This is a genomic window from Ensifer sp. B1-9 (assembly GCF_050474445.1).
Taxonomy (GTDB): Bacteria; Pseudomonadota; Alphaproteobacteria; order Rhizobiales; family Rhizobiaceae; genus Ensifer.
In genome coordinates this window covers 1-19347 of sequence record NZ_JBCHVG010000013.1, presented here as the reverse complement: position 1 = coordinate 19347, position 19347 = coordinate 1, and the positions used below count along the sequence as shown (strand labels likewise).

15 protein-coding genes and 3 tRNA genes are annotated in these 19347 nt (G+C 60.4%); 4 read left to right on the top strand and 14 right to left on the bottom strand.

The window, feature by feature from the left end:
• Positions 1-73: 73 nt before the first annotated feature.
• The 9 genes from rpoC to ACQ5BM_RS23585 form a co-directional block, all read right to left on the bottom strand.
• Positions 74-4279, bottom strand: a complete 4206-nt coding sequence (gene rpoC / locus ACQ5BM_RS23625; RefSeq protein ID WP_429816681.1) for a DNA-directed RNA polymerase subunit beta' — start codon at positions 4277-4279, stop codon at positions 74-76.
• 183 nt (positions 4280-4462) lie between these two features.
• A complete protein-coding gene (gene rpoB / locus ACQ5BM_RS23620; RefSeq protein WP_429816680.1) occupies positions 4463-8602 on the bottom strand; it encodes a DNA-directed RNA polymerase subunit beta in 4140 nt (1379 codons plus the stop codon).
• Positions 8603-8869: 267 nt separating this feature from the next.
• Positions 8870-9253, bottom strand: a complete 384-nt coding sequence (rplL, locus tag ACQ5BM_RS23615) for a 50S ribosomal protein L7/L12 (protein ID WP_429816677.1) — start codon at positions 9251-9253, stop codon at positions 8870-8872.
• 58 nt (positions 9254-9311) lie between these two features.
• Positions 9312-9830 (bottom strand): 50S ribosomal protein L10, encoded by a 519-nt coding sequence (rplJ, locus tag ACQ5BM_RS23610; protein ID WP_429816675.1) that lies wholly within the window; start codon positions 9828-9830, stop codon positions 9312-9314.
• Between the two features lie 334 nt (positions 9831-10164).
• The gene (gene rplA, locus ACQ5BM_RS23605; protein WP_247961097.1) at positions 10165-10863 is read right to left on the bottom strand and encodes a 50S ribosomal protein L1; all 699 of its coding nucleotides are present in this window, start codon (positions 10861-10863) and stop codon (positions 10165-10167) included.
• A gap of 4 nt (positions 10864-10867) precedes the next feature.
• Positions 10868-11299: a 50S ribosomal protein L11 gene (gene rplK / locus ACQ5BM_RS23600; RefSeq protein WP_173516243.1), complete on the bottom strand. Its 432-nt coding sequence runs from the start codon at positions 11297-11299 to the stop codon at positions 10868-10870.
• Positions 11300-11507: 208 nt separating this feature from the next.
• Positions 11508-12038 carry a transcription termination/antitermination protein NusG gene (gene nusG / locus ACQ5BM_RS23595; RefSeq protein ID WP_034795476.1) on the bottom strand — a complete coding sequence of 177 codons (531 nt, stop codon included), beginning with the start codon at positions 12036-12038 and terminating at the stop codon, positions 11508-11510.
• Between the two features lie 16 nt (positions 12039-12054).
• On the bottom strand, positions 12055-12255 hold the full coding sequence (secE, locus tag ACQ5BM_RS23590; RefSeq protein ID WP_173516242.1) for a preprotein translocase subunit SecE: 201 nt from the start codon (positions 12253-12255) through the stop codon (positions 12055-12057).
• A gap of 197 nt (positions 12256-12452) precedes the next feature.
• Positions 12453-12528, bottom strand: a tRNA-Trp gene (locus ACQ5BM_RS23585).
• 253 nt (positions 12529-12781) lie between these two features.
• Here ACQ5BM_RS23585 and ACQ5BM_RS23580 point away from each other — a divergent pair.
• Positions 12782-13276, top strand: coding sequence for a GrpB family protein (locus ACQ5BM_RS23580; RefSeq protein WP_429816671.1), 495 nt, complete (start codon positions 12782-12784; stop codon positions 13274-13276).
• Between the two features lie 56 nt (positions 13277-13332).
• On the opposite strand, the gene tuf is transcribed toward ACQ5BM_RS23580, so the two are convergent.
• The 3 genes from tuf to ACQ5BM_RS23565 form a co-directional block, all read right to left on the bottom strand.
• The gene (gene tuf / locus ACQ5BM_RS23575) at positions 13333-14508 is read right to left on the bottom strand and encodes an elongation factor Tu (RefSeq protein ID WP_336174473.1); all 1176 of its coding nucleotides are present in this window, start codon (positions 14506-14508) and stop codon (positions 13333-13335) included.
• 274 nt (positions 14509-14782) lie between these two features.
• A tRNA-Gly gene (locus ACQ5BM_RS23570) sits at positions 14783-14856 on the bottom strand.
• Positions 14857-14879: 23 nt separating this feature from the next.
• Positions 14880-14964 (bottom strand) — tRNA-Tyr (locus ACQ5BM_RS23565).
• 217 nt (positions 14965-15181) lie between these two features.
• On the opposite strand from ACQ5BM_RS23565, the gene ACQ5BM_RS23560 reads away from it, so the two are divergent.
• Together ACQ5BM_RS23560 and ACQ5BM_RS23555 are read left to right on the top strand one after the other, a co-directional pair.
• A complete protein-coding gene (locus ACQ5BM_RS23560; RefSeq protein ID WP_429816668.1) occupies positions 15182-16057 on the top strand; it encodes a TrmH family RNA methyltransferase in 876 nt (291 codons plus the stop codon).
• A 143-nt stretch (positions 16058-16200) separates the two neighbouring features.
• Positions 16201-16917, top strand: a complete 717-nt coding sequence (locus ACQ5BM_RS23555; protein WP_429816666.1) for an AprI/Inh family metalloprotease inhibitor — start codon at positions 16201-16203, stop codon at positions 16915-16917.
• On the opposite strand, the gene ACQ5BM_RS23550 is transcribed toward ACQ5BM_RS23555, so the two are convergent.
• Together ACQ5BM_RS23550 and ACQ5BM_RS23545 are read right to left on the bottom strand one after the other, a co-directional pair.
• A complete protein-coding gene (locus ACQ5BM_RS23550; RefSeq protein WP_429817194.1) occupies positions 16907-17167 on the bottom strand; it encodes a hypothetical protein in 261 nt (86 codons plus the stop codon). The two genes, ACQ5BM_RS23555 and ACQ5BM_RS23550, sit on opposite strands and share 11 nt — an antisense overlap.
• A gap of 164 nt (positions 17168-17331) precedes the next feature.
• Entirely contained in the window at positions 17332-17952 is a 621-nt protein-coding gene (locus ACQ5BM_RS23545) for an FMN-dependent NADH-azoreductase (protein ID WP_429816663.1), read from the bottom strand.
• 137 nt (positions 17953-18089) lie between these two features.
• On the opposite strand from ACQ5BM_RS23545, the gene ACQ5BM_RS23540 reads away from it, so the two are divergent.
• The gene (locus ACQ5BM_RS23540; protein WP_429816661.1) at positions 18090-19031 is read left to right on the top strand and encodes a LysR family transcriptional regulator; all 942 of its coding nucleotides are present in this window, start codon (positions 18090-18092) and stop codon (positions 19029-19031) included.
• The last annotated feature ends 316 nt before the right edge of the window (positions 19032-19347 follow it).

Here is a 19347-nt window from a genome sequence, read left to right as displayed (position 1 = left end):
GAAGAAGCCGCCGAGAGCGATCTCGGCGGCTTCTTCGTTGTCTGGACAGGGGGCGGAAACCCGCCCTCCCCGCTTATTCGGCGGCTGCGTTCTCGTTGGCGAGATCGGCAAGCATCGGCGTTGCGGTCTCGGCACCCGTGCCACGACGACGTTCTTCCAGGATCATTTCGTCGCGCGCGGTTGCGATGCGGCGAATCTGGGTCATCGTGCCACCGGTACCGGCCGGGATCAGGCGACCAACAATGACGTTTTCCTTCAGACCCTGCAGGCCGTCCGTCTTGCCGGCAATCGCGGCTTCGGTCAGGACCTTGGTGGTTTCCTGGAACGACGCGGCCGAGATGAAGGACGGCGTCTGTAGCGAGGCCTTGGTGATACCAAGCAGAACCGGGTCGCCATAGGCCGGCTTCTTGCCTTCGGCAATCAGCGCGTCGTTGACGTCTTCGAGTTCGATCCGGTCGACATTGTCACCGACGATGTAGGTCGAGTCACCGGCGTCGGTGATTTCAACCTTCTGCAGCATCTGACGAACGATGACCTCGATGTGCTTGTCGTTGATGACAACGCCCTGCAGTCGGTAGACTTCCTGGATTTCGTTGACCAGGTAGGAAGCGAGTGCTTCCACGCCCTTGATCGCCAGAATGTCGTGCGGCGCCGGGTTGCCGTCGAGGATGTAATCGCCCTTTTCGATGTAGTCGCCATCCTGAAGATGGAAGGGCTTGCCCTTCGGGATCAGATATTCGACCGGCTCGACACCGTCTTCCGCCGGCTCGATCAGAACGCGGCGCTTGTTCTTGTAGTCGCGGCCGAAGCGGATCGTACCATCGATCTCTGCGATGATGGCGTGGTCCTTCGGACGACGGGCTTCGAACAGTTCGGCAACGCGCGGCAGACCACCGGTGATGTCCTTGGTCTTGGCGCTTTCGAGCGGCGAACGGGCGAGAACGTCACCCTGGCTCACCTTCTGGCCCGGCTCGACCGAGAGGATCGCGTCAACCGAGAGCAGGAAGCGGGCTTCGCCGCCACGCGACAGCTTGGCAACTGCGCCGCTCTTGTCCTTGATGACGATAGCCGGCTTGAGGTCCGTACCACGCGGGGTCGAACGCCAGTCAATAACCTGACGCTTGGTGATGCCGGTGGATTCGTCGGTCGCTTCAAGCACCGAGATGCCGTCGACGACGTCTTCGAAATGAACGGTACCTTCCACTTCCGTCATCATCGGGCGGGTGTAGGGGTCCCACTCGGCGAGACGCTGACCGCGCTTCACCTTGTCGCCATCGTCGACGAGGATCTTCGAGCCATAGGCAACGCGCTGCGAAGAACGCTCGACGCCACGCTCGTCCAGGATCTGGACCGCCATGTTACGACCCATCGCGACGAGAACGCCGTCCGAGTTGCGCAGCATGTTGCGGTTCTTGATCTGGACCGTACCTTCGTAGGACGCTTCCAGGAACGATTGGTCGACCACGGTCGCCGTACCACCAAGGTGGAAGGTACGCATGGTGAGCTGGGTGCCCGGCTCCCCGATCGACTGTGCAGCGATGACGCCAACCGCTTCGCCCATGTTGACCGGCGTACCACGAGCCAGATCGCGGCCGTAGCAGACGCCGCAAACGCCCGTCTGGATTTCGCAGGTCAGCGCCGAACGGATACGGATCGACTGGATACCAGCCTTCTCGATCTCGATGACGTCGGCCTCGAGGATCATCCGGCCAGCATCGACAATGCGAGCGCCGGTGACCGGGTGATCGATGTCGTCCAGAGCCGTACGGCCAAGAATACGAGCGCCGAGCGAAGCCACGACCTGACCGGCATCGACGATCGCCGTCATGGTGAGACCGTTTTCGGTGCCGCAATCGACGGAGTTGACGATGCAATCCTGCGCGACGTCGACAAGACGGCGGGTCAGGTAACCGGAGTTCGCGGTCTTCAAGGCGGTGTCGGCCAGACCCTTACGGGCACCGTGGGTCGAGTTGAAGTACTCGTTAACGGTGAGACCTTCCTTGAAGTTCGAGATGATCGGCGTCTCGATGATTTCACCCGACGGCTTGGCCATCAGGCCGCGCATGCCGCCCAGCTGACGCATCTGGTTCGGAGAACCACGGGCGCCGGAGTGCGACATCATGTAGATCGAGTTCATCGGCTTCTGACGGCCGTTTTCGTCGAATTCCACCGCTTTAATGCGGGCCATCATCTCGTCGGCGACCTTTTCGGTCGCCTTACCCCAGGCATCGACAACCTTGTTGTACTTTTCGCCCTGGGTGATGAGACCATCGTTGTACTGCTGCTCGTATTCCTTCACGAGCGCTTCAGTGTCACCGACGATCTTCACCTTGGTGTCCGGGATGACCATGTCGTCCTTGCCGAACGAAATGCCGGCGCGGCAGGCATGGGCAAAGCCGAGCTGCATGATGCGGTCGCAGAAGATGACCGTGTCTTTCTGGCCGCAATGACGGTAGACCGCGTCGATCATCTTGGAGATGTTCTTCTTGGTCATTTCCTGGTTGCAGATGTCGAACGGCACGTTGACGTTGCGCGGCAGCAGTTCACCAATGATCATGCGGCCAGGCGTGGTTTCATAGATCTTCGAAACCGGGTTGCCCTCGGCATCGACGGTCTTGAAGCGGCCACGGATCTTGGCATGCAGGGTCACGGCCTTGGTTTCGAGCGCGTGATGCAGCTCGCCCATGTCCGAGAACGCCATGCCTTCGCCCGGCTCGTTCTGGTTCAGGATCGACAAGTAGTAGAGGCCGAGAACCATGTCCTGCGACGGAACGATGATCGGCGCGCCGTTTGCCGGGTGCAGAATGTTGTTCGTCGACATCATCAGCACGCGGGCTTCGAGCTGGGCTTCGAGCGACAGCGGCACGTGAACGGCCATCTGGTCACCGTCGAAGTCGGCGTTGAACGCCGTGCAGACGAGCGGATGCAACTGGATCGCCTTGCCTTCGACCAGGGTCGGTTCGAAGGCCTGGATGCCCAGGCGGTGCAGCGTCGGCGCGCGGTTCAGGAGAACCGGATGCTCGCGGATGACCTCGTCGAGGATATCCCAGACTTCCGGCTTTTCCTTTTCAACGAGCTTCTTGGCCTGCTTGACGGTCGAGGAGAAGCCCTTGGCGTCAAGGCGCGCATAGATGAACGGCTTGAACAGCTCAAGCGCCATCTTCTTCGGAAGACCGCACTGGTGCAGCTTCAGTTCCGGACCGGTCACGATGACCGAGCGGCCGGAATAGTCGACGCGCTTGCCGAGCAGGTTCTGACGGAAGCGGCCCTGCTTGCCCTTCAGCATGTCGGACAGCGACTTCAGCGGACGCTTGTTGGCGCCGGTGATCACGCGGCCGCGACGGCCGTTGTCGAACAGCGCATCGACAGATTCCTGCAGCATGCGCTTTTCGTTGCGGATGATGATGCCCGGAGCGCGCAGTTCGATCAGGCGCTTCAGACGGTTGTTACGGTTGATGACGCGGCGATAGAGATCGTTCAGGTCCGACGTTGCGAAGCGGCCGCCGTCGAGCGGAACGAGCGGACGCAGGTCCGGCGGGATCACCGGAACGACCTTGAGGATCATCCACTCCGGACGGTTGCCCGACTCCATGAAGTTCTCGACGATCTTCAGGCGCTTCATCAGCTTCTTCTGCTTCAGATCCGAGGTCGTCTCAGCGAGCTCGGCGCGCAGGTCGCCAGCGATCTTTTCCAGGTTCATCGAAGCGAGCATTTCATAGATCGCTTCAGCGCCGATCATGGCGGTGAACTGGTCTTCGCCGAATTCGTCGACGGCGAGCATGTAGTCTTCTTCGCTGAGGAGCTGGTTTTCCTTCAGCGACGTCAGACCCGGCTCGGTGACGATGTAGTTTTCGAAGTAGAGAACGCGCTCGACATCCTTCAGCGTCATGTCGAGCAGCGTTGCGATGCGGCTCGGCAGCGACTTCAGGAACCAGATGTGGGCAACCGGAGCGGCGAGCTCGATATGGCCCATGCGCTCACGGCGAACGCGCGACAGCGTGACTTCGACGCCGCACTTTTCGCAGATGATGCCCTTGTACTTCATGCGCTTGTACTTGCCGCACAGGCACTCGTAGTCCTTGATCGGGCCAAAGATGCGCGCGCAGAACAGACCGTCGCGTTCCGGCTTGAACGTGCGGTAGTTGATCGTCTCCGGTTTCTTGATCTCACCGTAAGACCAGGAAAGAATCTTCTCCGGCGACGCGATCGAAATCCGGATGGAATCGAAGGTCTGTGCAGGCACCTGCGGATTGAAAAGATTCATGACCTCTTGGTTCATGCCTGTCTCCTTTACGGGCTTTACGCCCTGAGCTTGGCGAGGGTGCCGACAAATCCCGGGCGCCGGCCCCTGCCCCTTAAACAGCTAAAACCGCATTGGCTGCGGCTCTGTTCCTGCCGAAGACGTCAGCGTCTCCAGGCGGAAACGGTGCGCGCCGCGTCGCGGCACGCACCTTGGGTCTCTTTACTCGGCTGCGTCCGGCAATTGTGCCGCGCCAATGTCGTCGACCTTCGAGTTTTCGAGCTCGACCGAAAGGCCCAGCGAGCGCATTTCCTTGACGAGAACGTTGAAGCTCTCCGGAATGCCCGCTTCGAAGGTGTCGTCGCCGCGGACGATCGCTTCGTAGACCTTGGTACGGCCGGCGACGTCGTCCGACTTGACCGTCAGCATTTCCTGCAGGGTGTAGGCCGCGCCGTAAGCTTCCAGCGCCCAGACCTCCATTTCCCCGAAACGCTGACCGCCGAACTGCGCCTTACCGCCCAGCGGCTGCTGGGTGACGAGCGAGTACGGACCGATCGAACGGGCGTGGATCTTGTCGTCGACCAGGTGGTTGAGCTTCAGCATGTAGATGTAGCCCACGGTCACCTGGCGGTCGAACTGATCGCCGGTACGGCCGTCGTAGAGCGTCGACTGACCGGTCACCTTGAGGCCGGCCTTGGCCAGCATCTCGTTGACGTCGGCTTCGACTGCACCGTCGAAGACCGGGGTCGCGATCGACACGCCGCGGCGGGTCTGCTCGGCCAGGCGGACGATCGACTCGTCGTCGTACTGCTTGATCGGCTCACCCTTCGGACCGGATCCGATGACATCGTCGATGGTCGCGCGCAGCGGCTTGATGTCGCCACTCTCGTGGTAGGCATCGAGCATCGCGCCGATCTTCTTGCCCATGCCGGCGCAAGCCCAGCCGAGATGGGTTTCGAGGATCTGGCCGACGTTCATGCGCGAGGGAACGCCGAGCGGGTTCAGAACGACGTCGACATGCGTGCCGTCTTCCAGGAACGGCATGTCTTCGATCGGCACGATACGCGACACGACACCCTTGTTGCCGTGACGGCCGGCCATCTTGTCGCCCGGCTGGATCTTGCGCTTAACAGCGACGAAGACCTTGACCATCTTCATGACGCCCGGAGGCATTTCGTCGCCGCGCTGGACCTTCTCGACCTTGTCCATGAAGCGCTGTTCGAGGCGCGACTTGGATTCGTCGTACTGGGCGCGCAGAGCTTCGATCTCGCCCTGAGCCTTTTCGTCTTCGACGGCGAACATCCACCACTGCGAGCGGGGATATTCGCTGACGACGAGGTTCGAAAGCTCGGTGCCCTTCTTGAAGCCCTTCGGGCCGGCAACCGCCGTGTGGCCACGCAGCATGTCGACGAGACGTGCGTAGACGTTGCGATCAAGGATCGCCTGTTCGTCGTCGCGGTCCTTGGCGAGGCGTTCGATTTCCTCGCGCTCGATCGCCATCGCGCGCTCGTCCTTCTCAACGCCGTGGCGGTTGAAGACGCGAACTTCGACGACGGTACCGAAGGTGCCGGGAGGCATGCGCATCGAGGTGTCGCGGACGTCGGAGGCCTTTTCACCGAAGATGGCGCGCAGAAGCTTTTCTTCCGGCGTCATCGGGCTTTCGCCCTTCGGCGTGATCTTGCCGACGAGGATGTCACCCGGCTGAACCTCAGCACCGATATATACGATACCGGCTTCGTCGAGGTTGCGCAGCGCTTCTTCCGAAACGTTCGGAATGTCGCGGGTGATTTCTTCCGGACCGAGCTTGGTGTCACGCGCCATCACTTCGAATTCTTCGATGTGGATGGAGGTAAACACGTCGTCGCGCACGATCCGCTCGGAGAGCAGGATCGAGTCTTCGTAGTTGTAGCCGTTCCACGGCATGAACGCGACGAGCGCGTTGCGGCCGAGAGCCAGGTCACCGAGGTCGGTCGACGGACCGTCAGCGATGATGTCGCCCTTGTTCAGAACGTCGCCGACGGTGACCAGCGGGCGCTGGTTGACGCAGGTGTTCTGGTTCGAACGCTGGAACTTCTGCAGACGATAGATATCGACGCCCGACTTCGACGGATCGAGGTCTTCGGTGGCGCGGATAACGATACGGGTCGCGTCGACCTGATCGACGACGCCGCCACGACGGGCTGCGATCGCAGCGCCGGAGTCACGGGCGACGACCGGTTCCATTCCGGTTCCAACGAACGGTGCTTCGGCACGCAGCAGCGGCACGGCCTGACGCTGCATGTTCGAGCCCATCAGTGCGCGGTTGGCGTCGTCGTTCTCGAGGAACGGGATGAGCGCGGCCGCGACCGAAACGAGCTGCTTCGGCGAAACGTCCATCAGGTTGATGTTGTCGCGCGGCGCCAGCATAACTTCGCCGGAGTGACGGCAAACAACAAACTCTTCGGAGAAGGAGTTGTCCTCGTTCAGCGGCGAGTTGGCCTGCGCCACGTGATACTTCGCTTCTTCCATCGCCGAGAGGTAGACGACGTCGTTCGTCACCTTGCCGTCGACGATCTTGCGGTACGGGCTTTCGATGAAGCCGTACTTGTTGACGCGGGCGAAGGTTGCGAGCGAGTTGATCAGACCGATGTTCGGGCCTTCCGGCGTTTCGATCGGGCAAATACGGCCGTAGTGGGTCGGGTGAACGTCGCGGACTTCGAAGCCGGCGCGCTCGCGGGTCAGACCACCCGGGCCAAGTGCCGAGAGACGGCGCTTGTGGGTGATTTCCGAAAGCGGGTTCACCTGGTCCATGAACTGCGACAGCTGCGAGGAGCCGAAGAATTCGCGAACGGCAGCAGCGGCCGGCTTCGCGTTGATCAGATCCTGCGGCATGACCGTGTCGATTTCGATCGAGGACATGCGTTCCTTGATCGCGCGCTCCATGCGGAGCAGGCCGAGACGGTACTGGTTCTCCATGAGCTCGCCGACCGAACGAACACGGCGGTTGCCGAGGTTGTCGATGTCGTCGATCTCGCCCTTGCCGTCGCGCAGCTCGACGAGCATCTTGACGACCGCCAGGATGTCTTCCTTGCGCAGGATGCGTACGGTGTCGGCGACTTCGAGGTCGAGGCGCATGTTCATCTTGACGCGACCGACGGCCGAAAGGTCGTAGCGCTCGGCATCGAAGAACAGCGTGTTGAACATGGCTTCGGCGGAATCCATGGTCGGCGGTTCACCCGGACGCATCACGCGATAGATATCGAACAGGGCGTCCTGACGGTTCTCGTTCTTGTCGGCCGCGAGCGTGTTGCGGATGTAGGCACCGACATTGATATGGTCGATGTCGAGAACCGGGATCTCGTCGAAACCAGCCGAGAGGATGACCGGAAGGGTCTTCTCGTCGATCTCGTCGCCGGCTTCGAGGTAGATCTCACCGGTGGCGAAGTTGACGACGTCTTCGGCAAGGTAATTGCCGTAGAGATCATCGTCGGTCGCCTTGAGCGCCTTCAAGCCCTTTTCCTGCAACTGGCGGAGCAGACGCGGGGTCAGCTTCTTGCCGGCCTCGACAACGACTTCGCCGGTGTCGGCGTCGATCATGTCGGTGATGGCCTTCTGGCCCTTGAGCGCATCCGGCTGGAACGGCACGCGCCAGCCTTCGCCGTCGCGCTGGTAGAGCGACTTCGTGTAGAAGGTGTCGAGGATTTCCTCGCCGTCCATGCCGAGCGCCATCAGCAGCGACGTCACCGGAATCTTGCGGCGGCGGTCGATACGGGCATGCACGATGTCCTTGGCGTCGAACTCGATGTCGAGCCAGGAGCCACGGTAAGGAATGACGCGGGCTGCGAAGAGCAGCTTGCCCGACGAATGGCTCTTGCCCTTGTCGTGGTCGAAGAAGACGCCCGGCGAACGGTGCATCTGCGAAACGATAACGCGCTCGGTACCGTTGACGATGAAGGTACCGTTGTCGGTCATGAGCGGCATGTCGCCCATGTAGACGTTCTGTTCCTTGATGTCCTTGATCGACTTCGCGCCGGTATCCTCGTCAATATCGAACACGATGAGACGCAGCGTCACCTTGAGCGGCGCTGCGTAGGTCAGATCGCGCTGACGGCATTCTTCGACGTCGAACTTCGGCGGCTCGAATTCGTAGGACACGAACTCCAGCATCGATGCGCCCGAGAAATCCTTGATCGGGAAAACGGACTTGAAAACAGCTTGGAGCCCTTCGTCAGGGCGACCGCCCTTGGGCTCTTCAACCATCAGAAACTGGTCGTAGGACGCCTTCTGAACCTCAATGAGGTTCGGCATTTCTGCGACTTCTGGAATTTTACCAAAAAACTTGCGTACGCGCCTGCGACCGTTAAACGAAAGGGTCTGAGCCATCGTCGCTCCTTGTCAATCTTGCATCCGGGCCTGCAACGGACGGGAACCGATGGCCAGTCGACCCCGTCAATCAATGAGTTGTCCAATCTCGTCCAGCTAACGAAAAACGCTCAGCGCGGATTGCTGTGCTGCCTTTCGTTCGAGACCATCCTCTTGAAGAACCCATTACCCAAAAGCCGTTTTTCGACAGGCTTTTGGGTAATATGTTCCAAAAACGGTCAAAGAGAGGCGGCCCGAAAAGGCCACCTCCCCTTGCATGTAGCCGAATTACTTGACGTCAACCTTGGCGCCAGCTTCTTCGAGCTTCTTCTTGAGGTCAGCAGCTTCCGCCTTGGAAACAGCTTCCTTGACCGGCTTCGGAGCGCCTTCGACCAGGTCCTTGGCTTCCTTGAGGCCGAGACCGGTGATAGCGCGAACTTCCTTGATGACGTTGATCTTGTTGGCGCCAGCGTCAACGAGGATAACGTCGAACTCGGTCTTTTCTTCTTCAGCAGCAGCGGCAGCACCGCCGGCAGCGCCGCCAGCAGCAGCAACAGCTACCGGAGCAGCGGCCGAAACGCCCCACTTTTCTTCGAGCAGCTTGGAAAGCTCAGCAGCTTCCAGGACGGTCAGCGAGGACAGGTCTTCAACGATCTTTGCGAGATCAGCCATTTTACTTTTCCTTTTGTTCGGTTCGAACTGGTTTTAAATACAACAGCGAAAATCCGCCTTAGGCGGCTTCGTCCTTCTTGGCATAGGCCGAGAACACGCGAGCAAGCTGGCTTGCCGGTGCTGCAACAACCGTTGCGACGCGGGTTGCCGGGGCATTGAGAAGGCCCAGCAGCTTTGCGCGCAGCTCGTCGAGCGAAGGCAGGGTCGCGAGCGACTTGACTGCTTCGGCGTTGAGCGTGGTTGTGCCCATGGCGCCACCGAGAACAACGAGCTTGTCGTTGGTCTTGGCGAAATCCATGACGACCTTAGGAGCCGTGATCGGGTCTTCGCTGTATGCGATCAGCGTCTGACCCTTGAAGAGATTGGTCATCCCTTCCGACTCGGTGCCCTGAAGAGCGATCTTGGCCAGGCGGTTTTTCGCGACTTTGACGGTGCCGCCAGCAGCGCGCATCTTCGAACGGAAGTCGTTCATCTGCGCAACTGTGACACCAGCATAGTGGGCCACGACAACCGAACCGGAAGCCTTGAAGACTTCGTTCAGCTCCGTGACGAATTCGCGTTTTTCCGCTCTTTCCACTGTCTGTCTCCAGTTGACAGGGTTGCATGAACTGCAGCCCCTGCCGGGTTTGCCTTTGTCACCAGGGATCATCAAAGAAGATCCCAAGTAACGCTTGAGGATCCTGTCCCTTGGCGTTCCCGGAAAGCCGGGTCTGACACAAGGCAAGCGAGGCTCGAACCGAATTTCGACGCCTCCGGCGTCATGGCGAAATTCAGATCTTACCCGTCTCATGCAGGCCGAAGTGATTAAGGTAAAACCACCCGCAATCTCGGACAGGAGTTCCGGATCGAAATCCGGATTTCCGGCCCCAAGAGGGCCGGAAATTCTTGCTCGGGCCGAAGCCCGAAAACAATTAGGCGACGCTGAGCGTGGCCGGGTCGATCTTGAGGCCTGGGCCCATGGTCGACGAAATCGCGACGCGCTTGACGTAGTTGCCCTTAGCGCCGGTCGGCTTCGCCTTGATCACGGCGTCAGCGAAAGCGCGGATGTTTTCTTCCAGCGCCTTGGCATCGAAGGATGCCTTGCCAACGCCGGCGTGAACGATACCAGCCTTCTCGACGCGGAACTCGACAGCGCCGCCCTTGGATGCCTTGACGGCACCAGCAACGTCCATCGTAACCGTGCCGACCTTCGGGTTCGGCATCATGCCACGCGGGCCGAGAACCTTACCGAGACGACCGACGAGCGGCATCATGTCCGGGGTGGCGATGCAGCGATCGAAATCGATCTTGCCGCCCTGGACGATTTCAACGAGTTCTTCCGCGCCGACAACGTCAGCACCGGCAGCCTTGGCTTCGTCAGCCTTGGCGCCACGGGCAAAAACAGCGACGCGAACCGAGCGGCCGGTGCCGTTCGGCAGGTTGACAACGCCACGAACCATCTGGTCGGCATGGCGCGGGTCAACGCCGAGGTTCATCGCGACTTCGATGGTCTCGTCGAACTTGGCGGTCGCACGTTCCTTGACCAGCGATACGGCTTCAGTGAGGCCGTAGATCTTCGCCGGATCGATGCCCTCGCGGGACTTCTGTACACGCTTTGCAATCTTCGCCATGGTCTTAGCCTACCACTTCCAGGCCCATAGCGCGGGCAGAGCCCTCGACCATAGCCATTGCGCCTTCGATATCGGCAGCGTTGAGATCCTTCATCTTGGCTTCTGCGATCGACTTGATCTGAGCCTTGGTGAGCTTGCCAGCCGAAGCGCCCTTACCCGGGGTCTTCGAGCCGGACTGGATCTTCGCTTCCTTCTTCAGGAAGTAGCTGACCGGCGGCTGCTTCATGACGAAGGTGAAGGACTTGTCCTGGTAATAGGTGATGACGACCGGGATCGGCATACCCTTTTCCATTTCCTGCGTGGCGGCGTTGAACGCCTTGCAGAATTCCATGATGTTAATGCCACGCTGACCGAGCGCAGGACCGATCGGCGGGGACGGATTGGCCGACCCAGCCTTCACCTGCAGCTTGAGCTGGCCTGCAACTTTCTTAGCCATTTCTCTCTGCCTTTTCTAAGATCCTCTCGCGACGGATCGCTCCAAGGATCGATTGCGCCGGTTTCCCGGCTTTTGCCGATCACGGGGATCGACGGCTGCGGTTGCGTGGTGCGGAACATCCGACCCGGCTAAGGCCGGCTTCCTTCCACGCGCATGCGGACTTCTCCGCCAGAACGGGTCGTAACCCGCCCTATCTCTTGAGATCTTCTCAGACCTTCTCGACCTGACCGTATTCCAGCTCGACCGGAGTCGCGCGACCGAAGATCGATACCTCGACCTTGAGGCGCGAACGCTCTTCGTCGACATCCTGAACGACACCATTGAACGAGGCGAACGGTCCGTCGGAGACGCGAACCTGCTCGCCGATCTCGAACGAAACAGACGGCTTCGGACGCTCGACGCCGTCCTGGACCTGACCGAGAATGCGCTCGGCCTCATGATCCGGAATCGGAACCGGCTTGCTGTCGGTACCGAGGAAACCCGTCACCTTCGGCGTGTTCTTGATAAGGTGGAACGCCTCATCCGTCAGGTTGGCGCGAACCAGAACGTAGCCCGGGAAGAACTTGCGCTCGGCGTCGACCTTGCGGCCACGACGCACCTCGACAACTTTCTCGGTCGGCACGAGAATCTTCTCGAACAGATGCTCGAGACCCTTCTGCTTGGCCTTTTCCTCGATCGATTCAGCGACCTTCTTTTCGAAGTTCGAATAGGCGTGAACAATATACCAGCGCGCAGCCATGCTACCCTCCACCCAATCAAGCGCCAACGTTGAGGACGAGGCCGATCAGCCATCCCATCAACTGGTCCGCAGCAAAGAAGAAGGCAGCGGCAAAAAAGACCATGACAAAAACCATCAGCGTCGAGATCATCGTCTCGCGCCGAGAGGGCCAAGTCACTTTCGACGTCTCAGAGCGAACCTGCTGCAGAAACGTTACCGGATTCGTTTTGGATGCCATGTAATGCTCACGCCATTACGGCGCGTAAAGCCGATGATTCAGCCCCACGCACCGCGTGTCTGTTTGGACCCTACATAAAGACCGATTCTGAAAACCACAAGAGCCAATCAGTCTTTTCTGTGAATTTCGTCAGCCGGATAACCGGCCCTTAAACTTACTCTGCCGAACCCTCAACCTTTATGCAAGCGCGAGGAGAATGGCAGGGGCAGAGGGGCTCGAACCCCCGACCTGCGGTTTTGGAGACCGCCGCTCTACCAACTGAGCTATACCCCTATTCAGCGGCGCCTTCGTCTAACAACGCGTCGCCGCCTCAAGTCAGCGGCTTCATATTCAGTTTGCCGGAGGATGACAAGCGTCTTTCACCGAAGAAGCAAAAAAATCCTCATCGGAACGTATCCGGTCCCTACCCTGCCGCCTATAGGCTCGAAGAAGGGGCGCAAGCTATTGCCGAGCCAGTCGGAATTTTCCACAGGCGCAAAGCCAAAGGAGCCGCTACCCTGCCGGCAATTGGCCGGAGCCGAATCAAATGCCGCGCATCACGTTGGTCGAATACGATCCCTGCTGGCCATCGCTCTTCGAAGAACGAGCCATGGCTGTAACCACCCTGCTCTGCCCTTTTGTCAGCGAGATCCACCACATCGGCAGCACGGCAGTACCGGGACTGGCGGCGAAGCCGAAGATCGATATCGATGCGGTCGTCTCGGATCAAAGGATGCTGCCGGAGCTAAGCGCCCGCCTTCGCAGCGCCGGCTACACTTTTCACGGCGACCCGCATGCAAGCGGCCTCTGGACGTTCACCGCCGACACGCGCCCCTGCGGCACGCGGCTTTATCTCTGCACAAGCGGCAACGCCGCCCACGCAGCCCGCCTTCTCTTCCGGGATCGGCTGCGTGAAAGGCCGGACCATGCCTCGCAATATGAGACATTGAAAAAGCGGCTTGCAGAAGAAGCCAATGACGATTGGGAATTCTACACCGGCGGCAAGCGTGCCTTCATCGAAGCGGTGCTCGCGTCCCCCTAACGAAAAAGGCCCCGCCGTCACCGGCGGGGCCTTCCTACTGACTTTTAATCAGCAGATTACTCGACGATGGAGGCAACGATGCCTGCGCCGACGGTACGGCCGCCTTCGCGGATCGCGAAGCGCAGCTTTTCTTCCATCGCGATCGGAACGATCAGCTCGACGTCAACCGTGACGTTGTCGCCCGGCATGACCATTTCCGTGCCTTCCGGCAGCGTCACGATGCCCGTCACGTCCGTCGTGCGGAAGTAGAACTGCGGACGGTAGTTCGTGAAGAACGGCGTATGACGGCCGCCTTCTTCCTTCGTCAGGATGTAGGCTTCAGCCTTGAACTTCTTGTGCGGCTTGACCGAACCCGGCTTGCACAGGATCTGGCCACGCTCGACGCCGTTGCGGTCGACACCGCGCAGCAGTGCACCGATGTTGTCGCCAGCCTGGCCCTGGTCGAGCAGCTTGCGGAACATTTCAACGCCCGTGCAGGTCGTCTTCGTCGTCGGACGGATGCCGACGATTTCGATTTCTTCGCCGACCTTGACGATGCCGCGCTCAACGCGACCGGTCACAACCGTACCACGGCCCGAGATCGAGAACACGTCTTCGATCGGCATCAGGAACGGCTGGTCGATCGGACGCTCGGGCGTCGGGATGTAGGCGTCAACCGCTGCCATCAGCTCGCGGATCGCGTCTTCGCCGATCTTCTTGTCCGAATCTTCCAGAGCAGCAAGCGCCGAGCCCTTGATGATCGGAATGTCGTCGCCCGGGAATTCGTAGGACGACAGAAGTTCGCGAACTTCCAGCTCGACGAGCTCGAGAAGCTCGGCGTCGTCAACCTGGTCGACCTTGTTCAGGAACACGACGATCGCCGGAACGCCGACCTGGCGGGCGAGCAGGATGTGCTCGCGGGTCTGCGGCATCGGGCCGTCAGCGGCCGAGCAGACCAGGATCGCGCCGTCCATCTGCGCCGCACCGGTGATCATGTTCTTGACGTAGTCGGCGTGGCCGGGGCAGTCAACGTGAGCGTAGTGACGGTTCGGCGTCTCATACTCAACGTGCGCCGTCGAAATCGTGATACCACGGGCCTTTTCTTCCGGAGCGGCGTCGATCTGGTCATACGCCTTGAACTCGCCGAAGTACTTCGTGATCGCTGCCGTCAGCGACGTCTTGCCATGGTCAACGTGGCCAATCGTGCCAATGTTAACGTGCGGCTTGTTGCGCTCAAATTTGCTCTTTGCCATGGGTACGTTTCCTGTGGTCAAGTATGAATGATCAGCCGGCAGGGCCGGTTTGTGGAGCCGTTTAAGGGTTTCAGGGGATTTGCGCAAGACTTAATTGCGTACGCCCGGACCGGTCGCCGACGGCCTTTTCCCGACAAAATGTAAGAACGGTGAAGCGCCGACGCAAGACCGGGCATCCGCGAATCACGGATCGCCAGCCAAACAAGATAAACAATGGCTTATCACGAAGCACTGAGGCATCGATTTAATTGGAAGAGTGGAGAGGATTCGCTGCTGGAGCGGGTAGCGGGAATCGAACCCGCGTATTCAGCTTGGAAGGCTGCTGCTCTACCATTGAGCTATACCCGCGGGCCTTCGATCCAGAAGCAGAATGGTGGAGGGAGTTGGATTTGAACCAACGTAGGCTGAGCCAACGGATTTACAGTCCGTCCCCTTTAACCACTCGGGCATCCCTCCATTATTCTGTCGGGATCTTTCGACCAAGCAATTGAGATCGCGAGACAACCAGCGACTTGTCGTTGCCGCTCTCGATCTGTGGCCGGGTATATGACCGCCCTCTTTCGTCCTGTCAACACGGCTCAATGGAAAATTTCTGAATTTCTCCACAGCGACAATTCCGGACCGCTCACGGAAAATCATTTCGCCCCGCCTGCAACCCCTCTATAAGACGCCCATGAGCAAAGATCGCACCGGCGACAAGAGCGCCAAGGACACCCATTACGCCAACCTCAGACGCGCCCACCGCGACGCCAAGCGGGAGCGAGGCGAAATCCCAACGCCGAAACAGGAGAAGCGCCGCAAGACGCCGGCCGACTGGAAGCCGCCGCAACTCGCGCCGGAACAGGTCCTGCTTTACGGCTTGCACACGGTTCGCGCCGCCCTCGACAATCCGGCGCGCCAGATCGTTCGCCTCAGCGTTACCCAGAACGCTGCTGCCCGGCTGGAATTCGGCGAACTGTCGGCCCTGCCCTTCCCGGTCGAGACCGTGACGCCGCAGGATCTCGACAAGATCCTCGGCCCTGATGCGATCCACCAGGGCGTCATGCTCGAAACACGCCCCTTGCCGCATCGCAAGCTAGAAGCGCTTCGCGACTGCCCGCTGATTCTCGTGCTTGACCAGGTGACCGACCCGCACAATGTCGGTGCCATCATGCGCTCCGCCGTCGCCTTCGACGCCGGCGCGCTGATCACCACCATGCGCCATAGCCCGACCGAATCGGGCGTGCTCGCCAAATCCGCCTCGGGCGCGCTGGAGATGATTCCCTATATCCAGATCACCAATCTCGCGGATGCCATAGAAGAACTGCATCGGCTGGGCTTCCAGACGATCGGCCTCGATTCGGAAGGGCCGCAGCCGCTTGAGGAAACATTCAGCGGTAAGAAGATCGCACTGGTTCTCGGTTCCGAGGGCAAGGGGCTGCGGCAGAAGACCCGTTCGATCGTGACGGACCTTGCCCGGCTCGACATGCCCGGTGCGATCAAATCGCTGAACGTATCGAACGCGGCGGCGATCGCCATGTATGCTGCGCGCCAATTCCTGGGCCGCTGAGATCTCCAGACCGACCGCCCCATCGCGACAACCGCGCGGGCGGTCGCATTGCCCAAGGCTTAGCACAGCGACACCGAAGGCCGCGCATTGACGCGATATTGGGCCTGTGGAAATCTCCGCGTCGTTGGGATCGGAGAGCTTTCATGATCATCGCACTGGCATCACGCGTACCGCTGTTTCGGCTGCTGGTTTTGAGTGCGCTCTGCCTCGGTCCACACGCCGCCTCCGCGGCCGGCGACATCGATCCCGCCATCATCGCGGCGCAGAAGGGCGATTATCTGGTCGCGCCGCTCGATGGCACGGACGGATGCAAGCTCACACTCACCGCCGACGAGGCGATCGGCGGCTACGCCGTTGCCGGAGCCGAGGGCTGCGCCAAGAGCCTGCCAATCCTTGCCGACGTCGCCGCCTGGAATTTCGACGGAAGCGGTGGCCTGTTGCTGATCGACGTCTTGCGAAAGGTTCATGCCCGCTTTGAAGAGAGTGAGGGATCCCCTCTCCAGACGAACGGCGAGAATGGGCCTCGGCTGGCGCTCGTACCTGCGGTGGACGGCATCTCGCATCTGCCGGCGCCGGCCAATATGAAAGGCGCGTGGCAGATGAAACGTCCGGACGGAGCCGCCGTCTGCCGAGTGAGCTTCAAGGGGACGGCCGACAGTGACGGTAATCTGGGGCTGTCCGCGGAGGAACCTTGCGAAGGCGCTGTCAGAAAACTGAAACTGCGGAGCTGGACAGCAAACGGCCTTGGCATCACCCTGCTCGGAGACGGCGGCAGTTCGCTCGCTTTCACGGCCACAGCTTCCGGATTCGAGAAAGACCGGAACGAAGGCGGCAAACCGCTGCTCCTCGTCAGAAACTGACCGATTGCCGCGTAGAGTCCGGAGGCGTGCTCATCCCGGCCGTCGGACAGCCGTCGCGCAACTTCTTCCAGGTGGTGACATTGAGGTTCATCTCGCAGCGCGCGAGATAGGCGTTTCCGTCGACACGGACGCAGGCAATCTGCCCAAGTTCATATTTTGAACCGTCGCGGTTGCGGCAGGTGCAGCCATGATCCGGCGGCGCGGCAAGGGCAGCTTCGGCGGCGAGCAAAAGAGCCACCGTAGCGGTCATGCCCCAAAGGATCGTCCGCCCGTTCGTCATGAAGGCAATATAAAGCAAATGATGATAGACGAAAACGGACAATGCCGGCTGCATCTGCAACCGGCACCGTCCGCAAGCAGGGCCAAGGCCCCTCCACCGGATCACCGCCGTGATCCGCTGAATTCATTTTTGTTTTAGCTCGCCAGGCGAAGCACATTGCCTGCGGCAATGGTCTTTTCGGCCTCGGCGATCGCGAACTGCTTGGAGTCGGCGCTGAGGTTCAGGCCCTCGGCGCGGACGAACTCGACATCGGTGACGCCCAGGAAACCGAAGACCGTCTTCAGGTAGGATTCCTGATGGTCCATCACGGCAGCCGGACCGGCGGAATAATGACCGCCGCGGGTCGAGGCGACGATGATCTTCTTACCCTTGGCGAGGCCTTCCGGACCATTTTCGGTGTAACGGAAGGTCTTGCCGGAGACGGCGATGCGGTCGATCCAGGCCTTGAGCTGGCTCGGAATACCGAAGTTGTACATCGGCGCGCCGATGATGATCGTGTCGGCAGCTAGGAATTCTTCGAGCATGTCGCGGCCAAGCTTGACGTCGGCGGCAAGGTCGGCGTCCACGCTGGCGAGATCTGCGGGAGCCATGATCTGGGCGCCGGTCAGGTGCGGGAGCGAGCTGGCGGCGAGGTCACGATAGGTCACCGTTGCATCCGGGCGGTCAGCCTTGACCTGAGCAGCGAGGGCGGCCGTCAGGCGGCGGGAAACCGAGTGATCACCGAGGATACCGGAGTCGATATGAAGAACATTCATGGGAACACCTTTGTGTTTGCGTTGCGGTGATCCACATATGAGGGGAAAACAATCACCCGATAAGCCAGCGGATATTTGACATACTGTTTCCAGACGGAAACAATCACGCCGAGCATCCGCACTTCGGAGACAGGACAATGCAGGATCTAAACGACCTCGGGCTTTTTGCCGCCGTGGTGCGAAACAACGGCTTCAGCGCTGCCGCACGCGACCTCAATATACCCAAATCCAAACTCAGCAAACATGTAGCCCGCCTGGAGGAGCAGCTCGGTGTGCGCCTTCTCGAGCGCTCGACCCGCAAGTTGCGCGTCACCGACATCGGCCGCGTGTTCTACGAACATTGCCAGGGGTTGCTTGACGGCGTTGCTGCCGCCGAAGCCGAAATCGCAGCCGTTCGGGCCGAGCCCTCCGGCACCGTCAGGCTCGCCTGCCCGCTCGGGTTCACGCCCATGCTCGCCGATATCCTTCCGGCGTTTCACCGGCGCTATCCCGGCGTCCGGCTGCTGATCACCGCCACCAACCGGCGCATTGACCTCATCGAGGAACGGGTCGACGTGGCGCTTCGCGCCCGCGGCCAGCTCGATACCGACAATCAGCTGATCATCCGCAAGTTCGGCGAAGTGCGCGAGCGGCTCGCCGCCAGCCCGACGTTCCTTGCCCGCGCGGGCGAGATCACGATTGACAATCTCAGCCAGCAGGCGACGCTGTCGATGAACGAACAGCACCCGACCGATGTCTGGCGACTCATCTCGGCCGACGGAAACACGACGGAGATCACCCACCGCCCGATCATCGGCTGCAGCGACTTCATCATTCTCGAACGTGCCGCGATCGAGGGCATGGGCGTGGCGCTGCTGCCGGACCATATCTGCGAACGCGCCTTCCGTGCCGGCGTCTTGGTGCCGGTACTACCAGAGTGGACCTCGAACGACGTCGTCGTGCATCTCGTCTTCCCATCCCGCCAGGGCATGCTGCCGGCAACCCGGGCGCTGATCGACTATCTCGCCGAAAATCTTCTCAATGCCCTGCAGAAATGCCGCGAGGTCCCGGTGCGGATGGCCCACTCGTTCGATATCTGACGTCGCTGCCCGGTGCCGCTCGGCACCGGCAAATCAGCAAGAGATGGCCGTCGGGAGTGTGGACCATGGCTCGAATTGCACCGCGTGACGAACTCGACACCGACGCGGCCGCATGGCTGTACGCGGCTGCCCGCATCTCAAATCCGAATGCGGTCCCACGGCAAAAAGCGAGCAATTTCAGCAAAAGGGGTGCCCGACCTGAGAGATAGGTGACGTTTCGTACCGGAGACATGGGTAACACTTTTCGCTTTTTGCGGGAGGTGTTGATGCCGTGGAGAGAGACTTCGGTGATGGAGGAACGTCTGCGATTTGTCGC

Bases quoted from the DNA above. Each gene is read 5' to 3' on its own strand.
- rpoC (WP_429816681.1), bottom strand. From the start codon at position 4,279: ATGAACCAAGAGGTCATGAATCTTTTCAATCCGCAGGTGCCTGCACAG.
- rpoB (WP_429816680.1), bottom strand. From the start codon at position 8,602: ATGGCTCAGACCCTTTCGTTTAACGGTCGCAGGCGCGTACGCAAGTTT.
- rplL (WP_429816677.1), bottom strand. From the start codon at position 9,253: ATGGCTGATCTCGCAAAGATCGTTGAAGACCTGTCCTCGCTGACCGTC.
- rplA (WP_247961097.1), bottom strand. From the start codon at position 10,863: ATGGCGAAGATTGCAAAGCGTGTACAGAAGTCCCGCGAGGGCATCGAT.
- rplK (WP_173516243.1), bottom strand. From the start codon at position 11,299: ATGGCTAAGAAAGTTGCAGGCCAGCTCAAGCTGCAGGTGAAGGCTGGG.
- nusG (WP_034795476.1), bottom strand. From the start codon at position 12,038: ATGGCTGCGCGCTGGTATATTGTTCACGCCTATTCGAACTTCGAAAAG.
- secE (WP_173516242.1), bottom strand. From the start codon at position 12,255: ATGGCATCCAAAACGAATCCGGTAACGTTTCTGCAGCAGGTTCGCTCT.
- ACQ5BM_RS23580 (WP_429816671.1), top strand. From the start codon at position 12,782: ATGCCGCGCATCACGTTGGTCGAATACGATCCCTGCTGGCCATCGCTC.
- tuf (WP_336174473.1), bottom strand. From the start codon at position 14,508: ATGGCAAAGAGCAAATTTGAGCGCAACAAGCCGCACGTTAACATTGGC.
- ACQ5BM_RS23560 (WP_429816668.1), top strand. From the start codon at position 15,182: ATGAGCAAAGATCGCACCGGCGACAAGAGCGCCAAGGACACCCATTAC.
- ACQ5BM_RS23555 (WP_429816666.1), top strand. From the start codon at position 16,201: ATGATCATCGCACTGGCATCACGCGTACCGCTGTTTCGGCTGCTGGTT.
- ACQ5BM_RS23550 (WP_429817194.1), bottom strand. From the start codon at position 17,167: ATGACCGCTACGGTGGCTCTTTTGCTCGCCGCCGAAGCTGCCCTTGCC.
- ACQ5BM_RS23545 (WP_429816663.1), bottom strand. From the start codon at position 17,952: ATGAATGTTCTTCATATCGACTCCGGTATCCTCGGTGATCACTCGGTT.
- ACQ5BM_RS23540 (WP_429816661.1), top strand. From the start codon at position 18,090: ATGCAGGATCTAAACGACCTCGGGCTTTTTGCCGCCGTGGTGCGAAAC.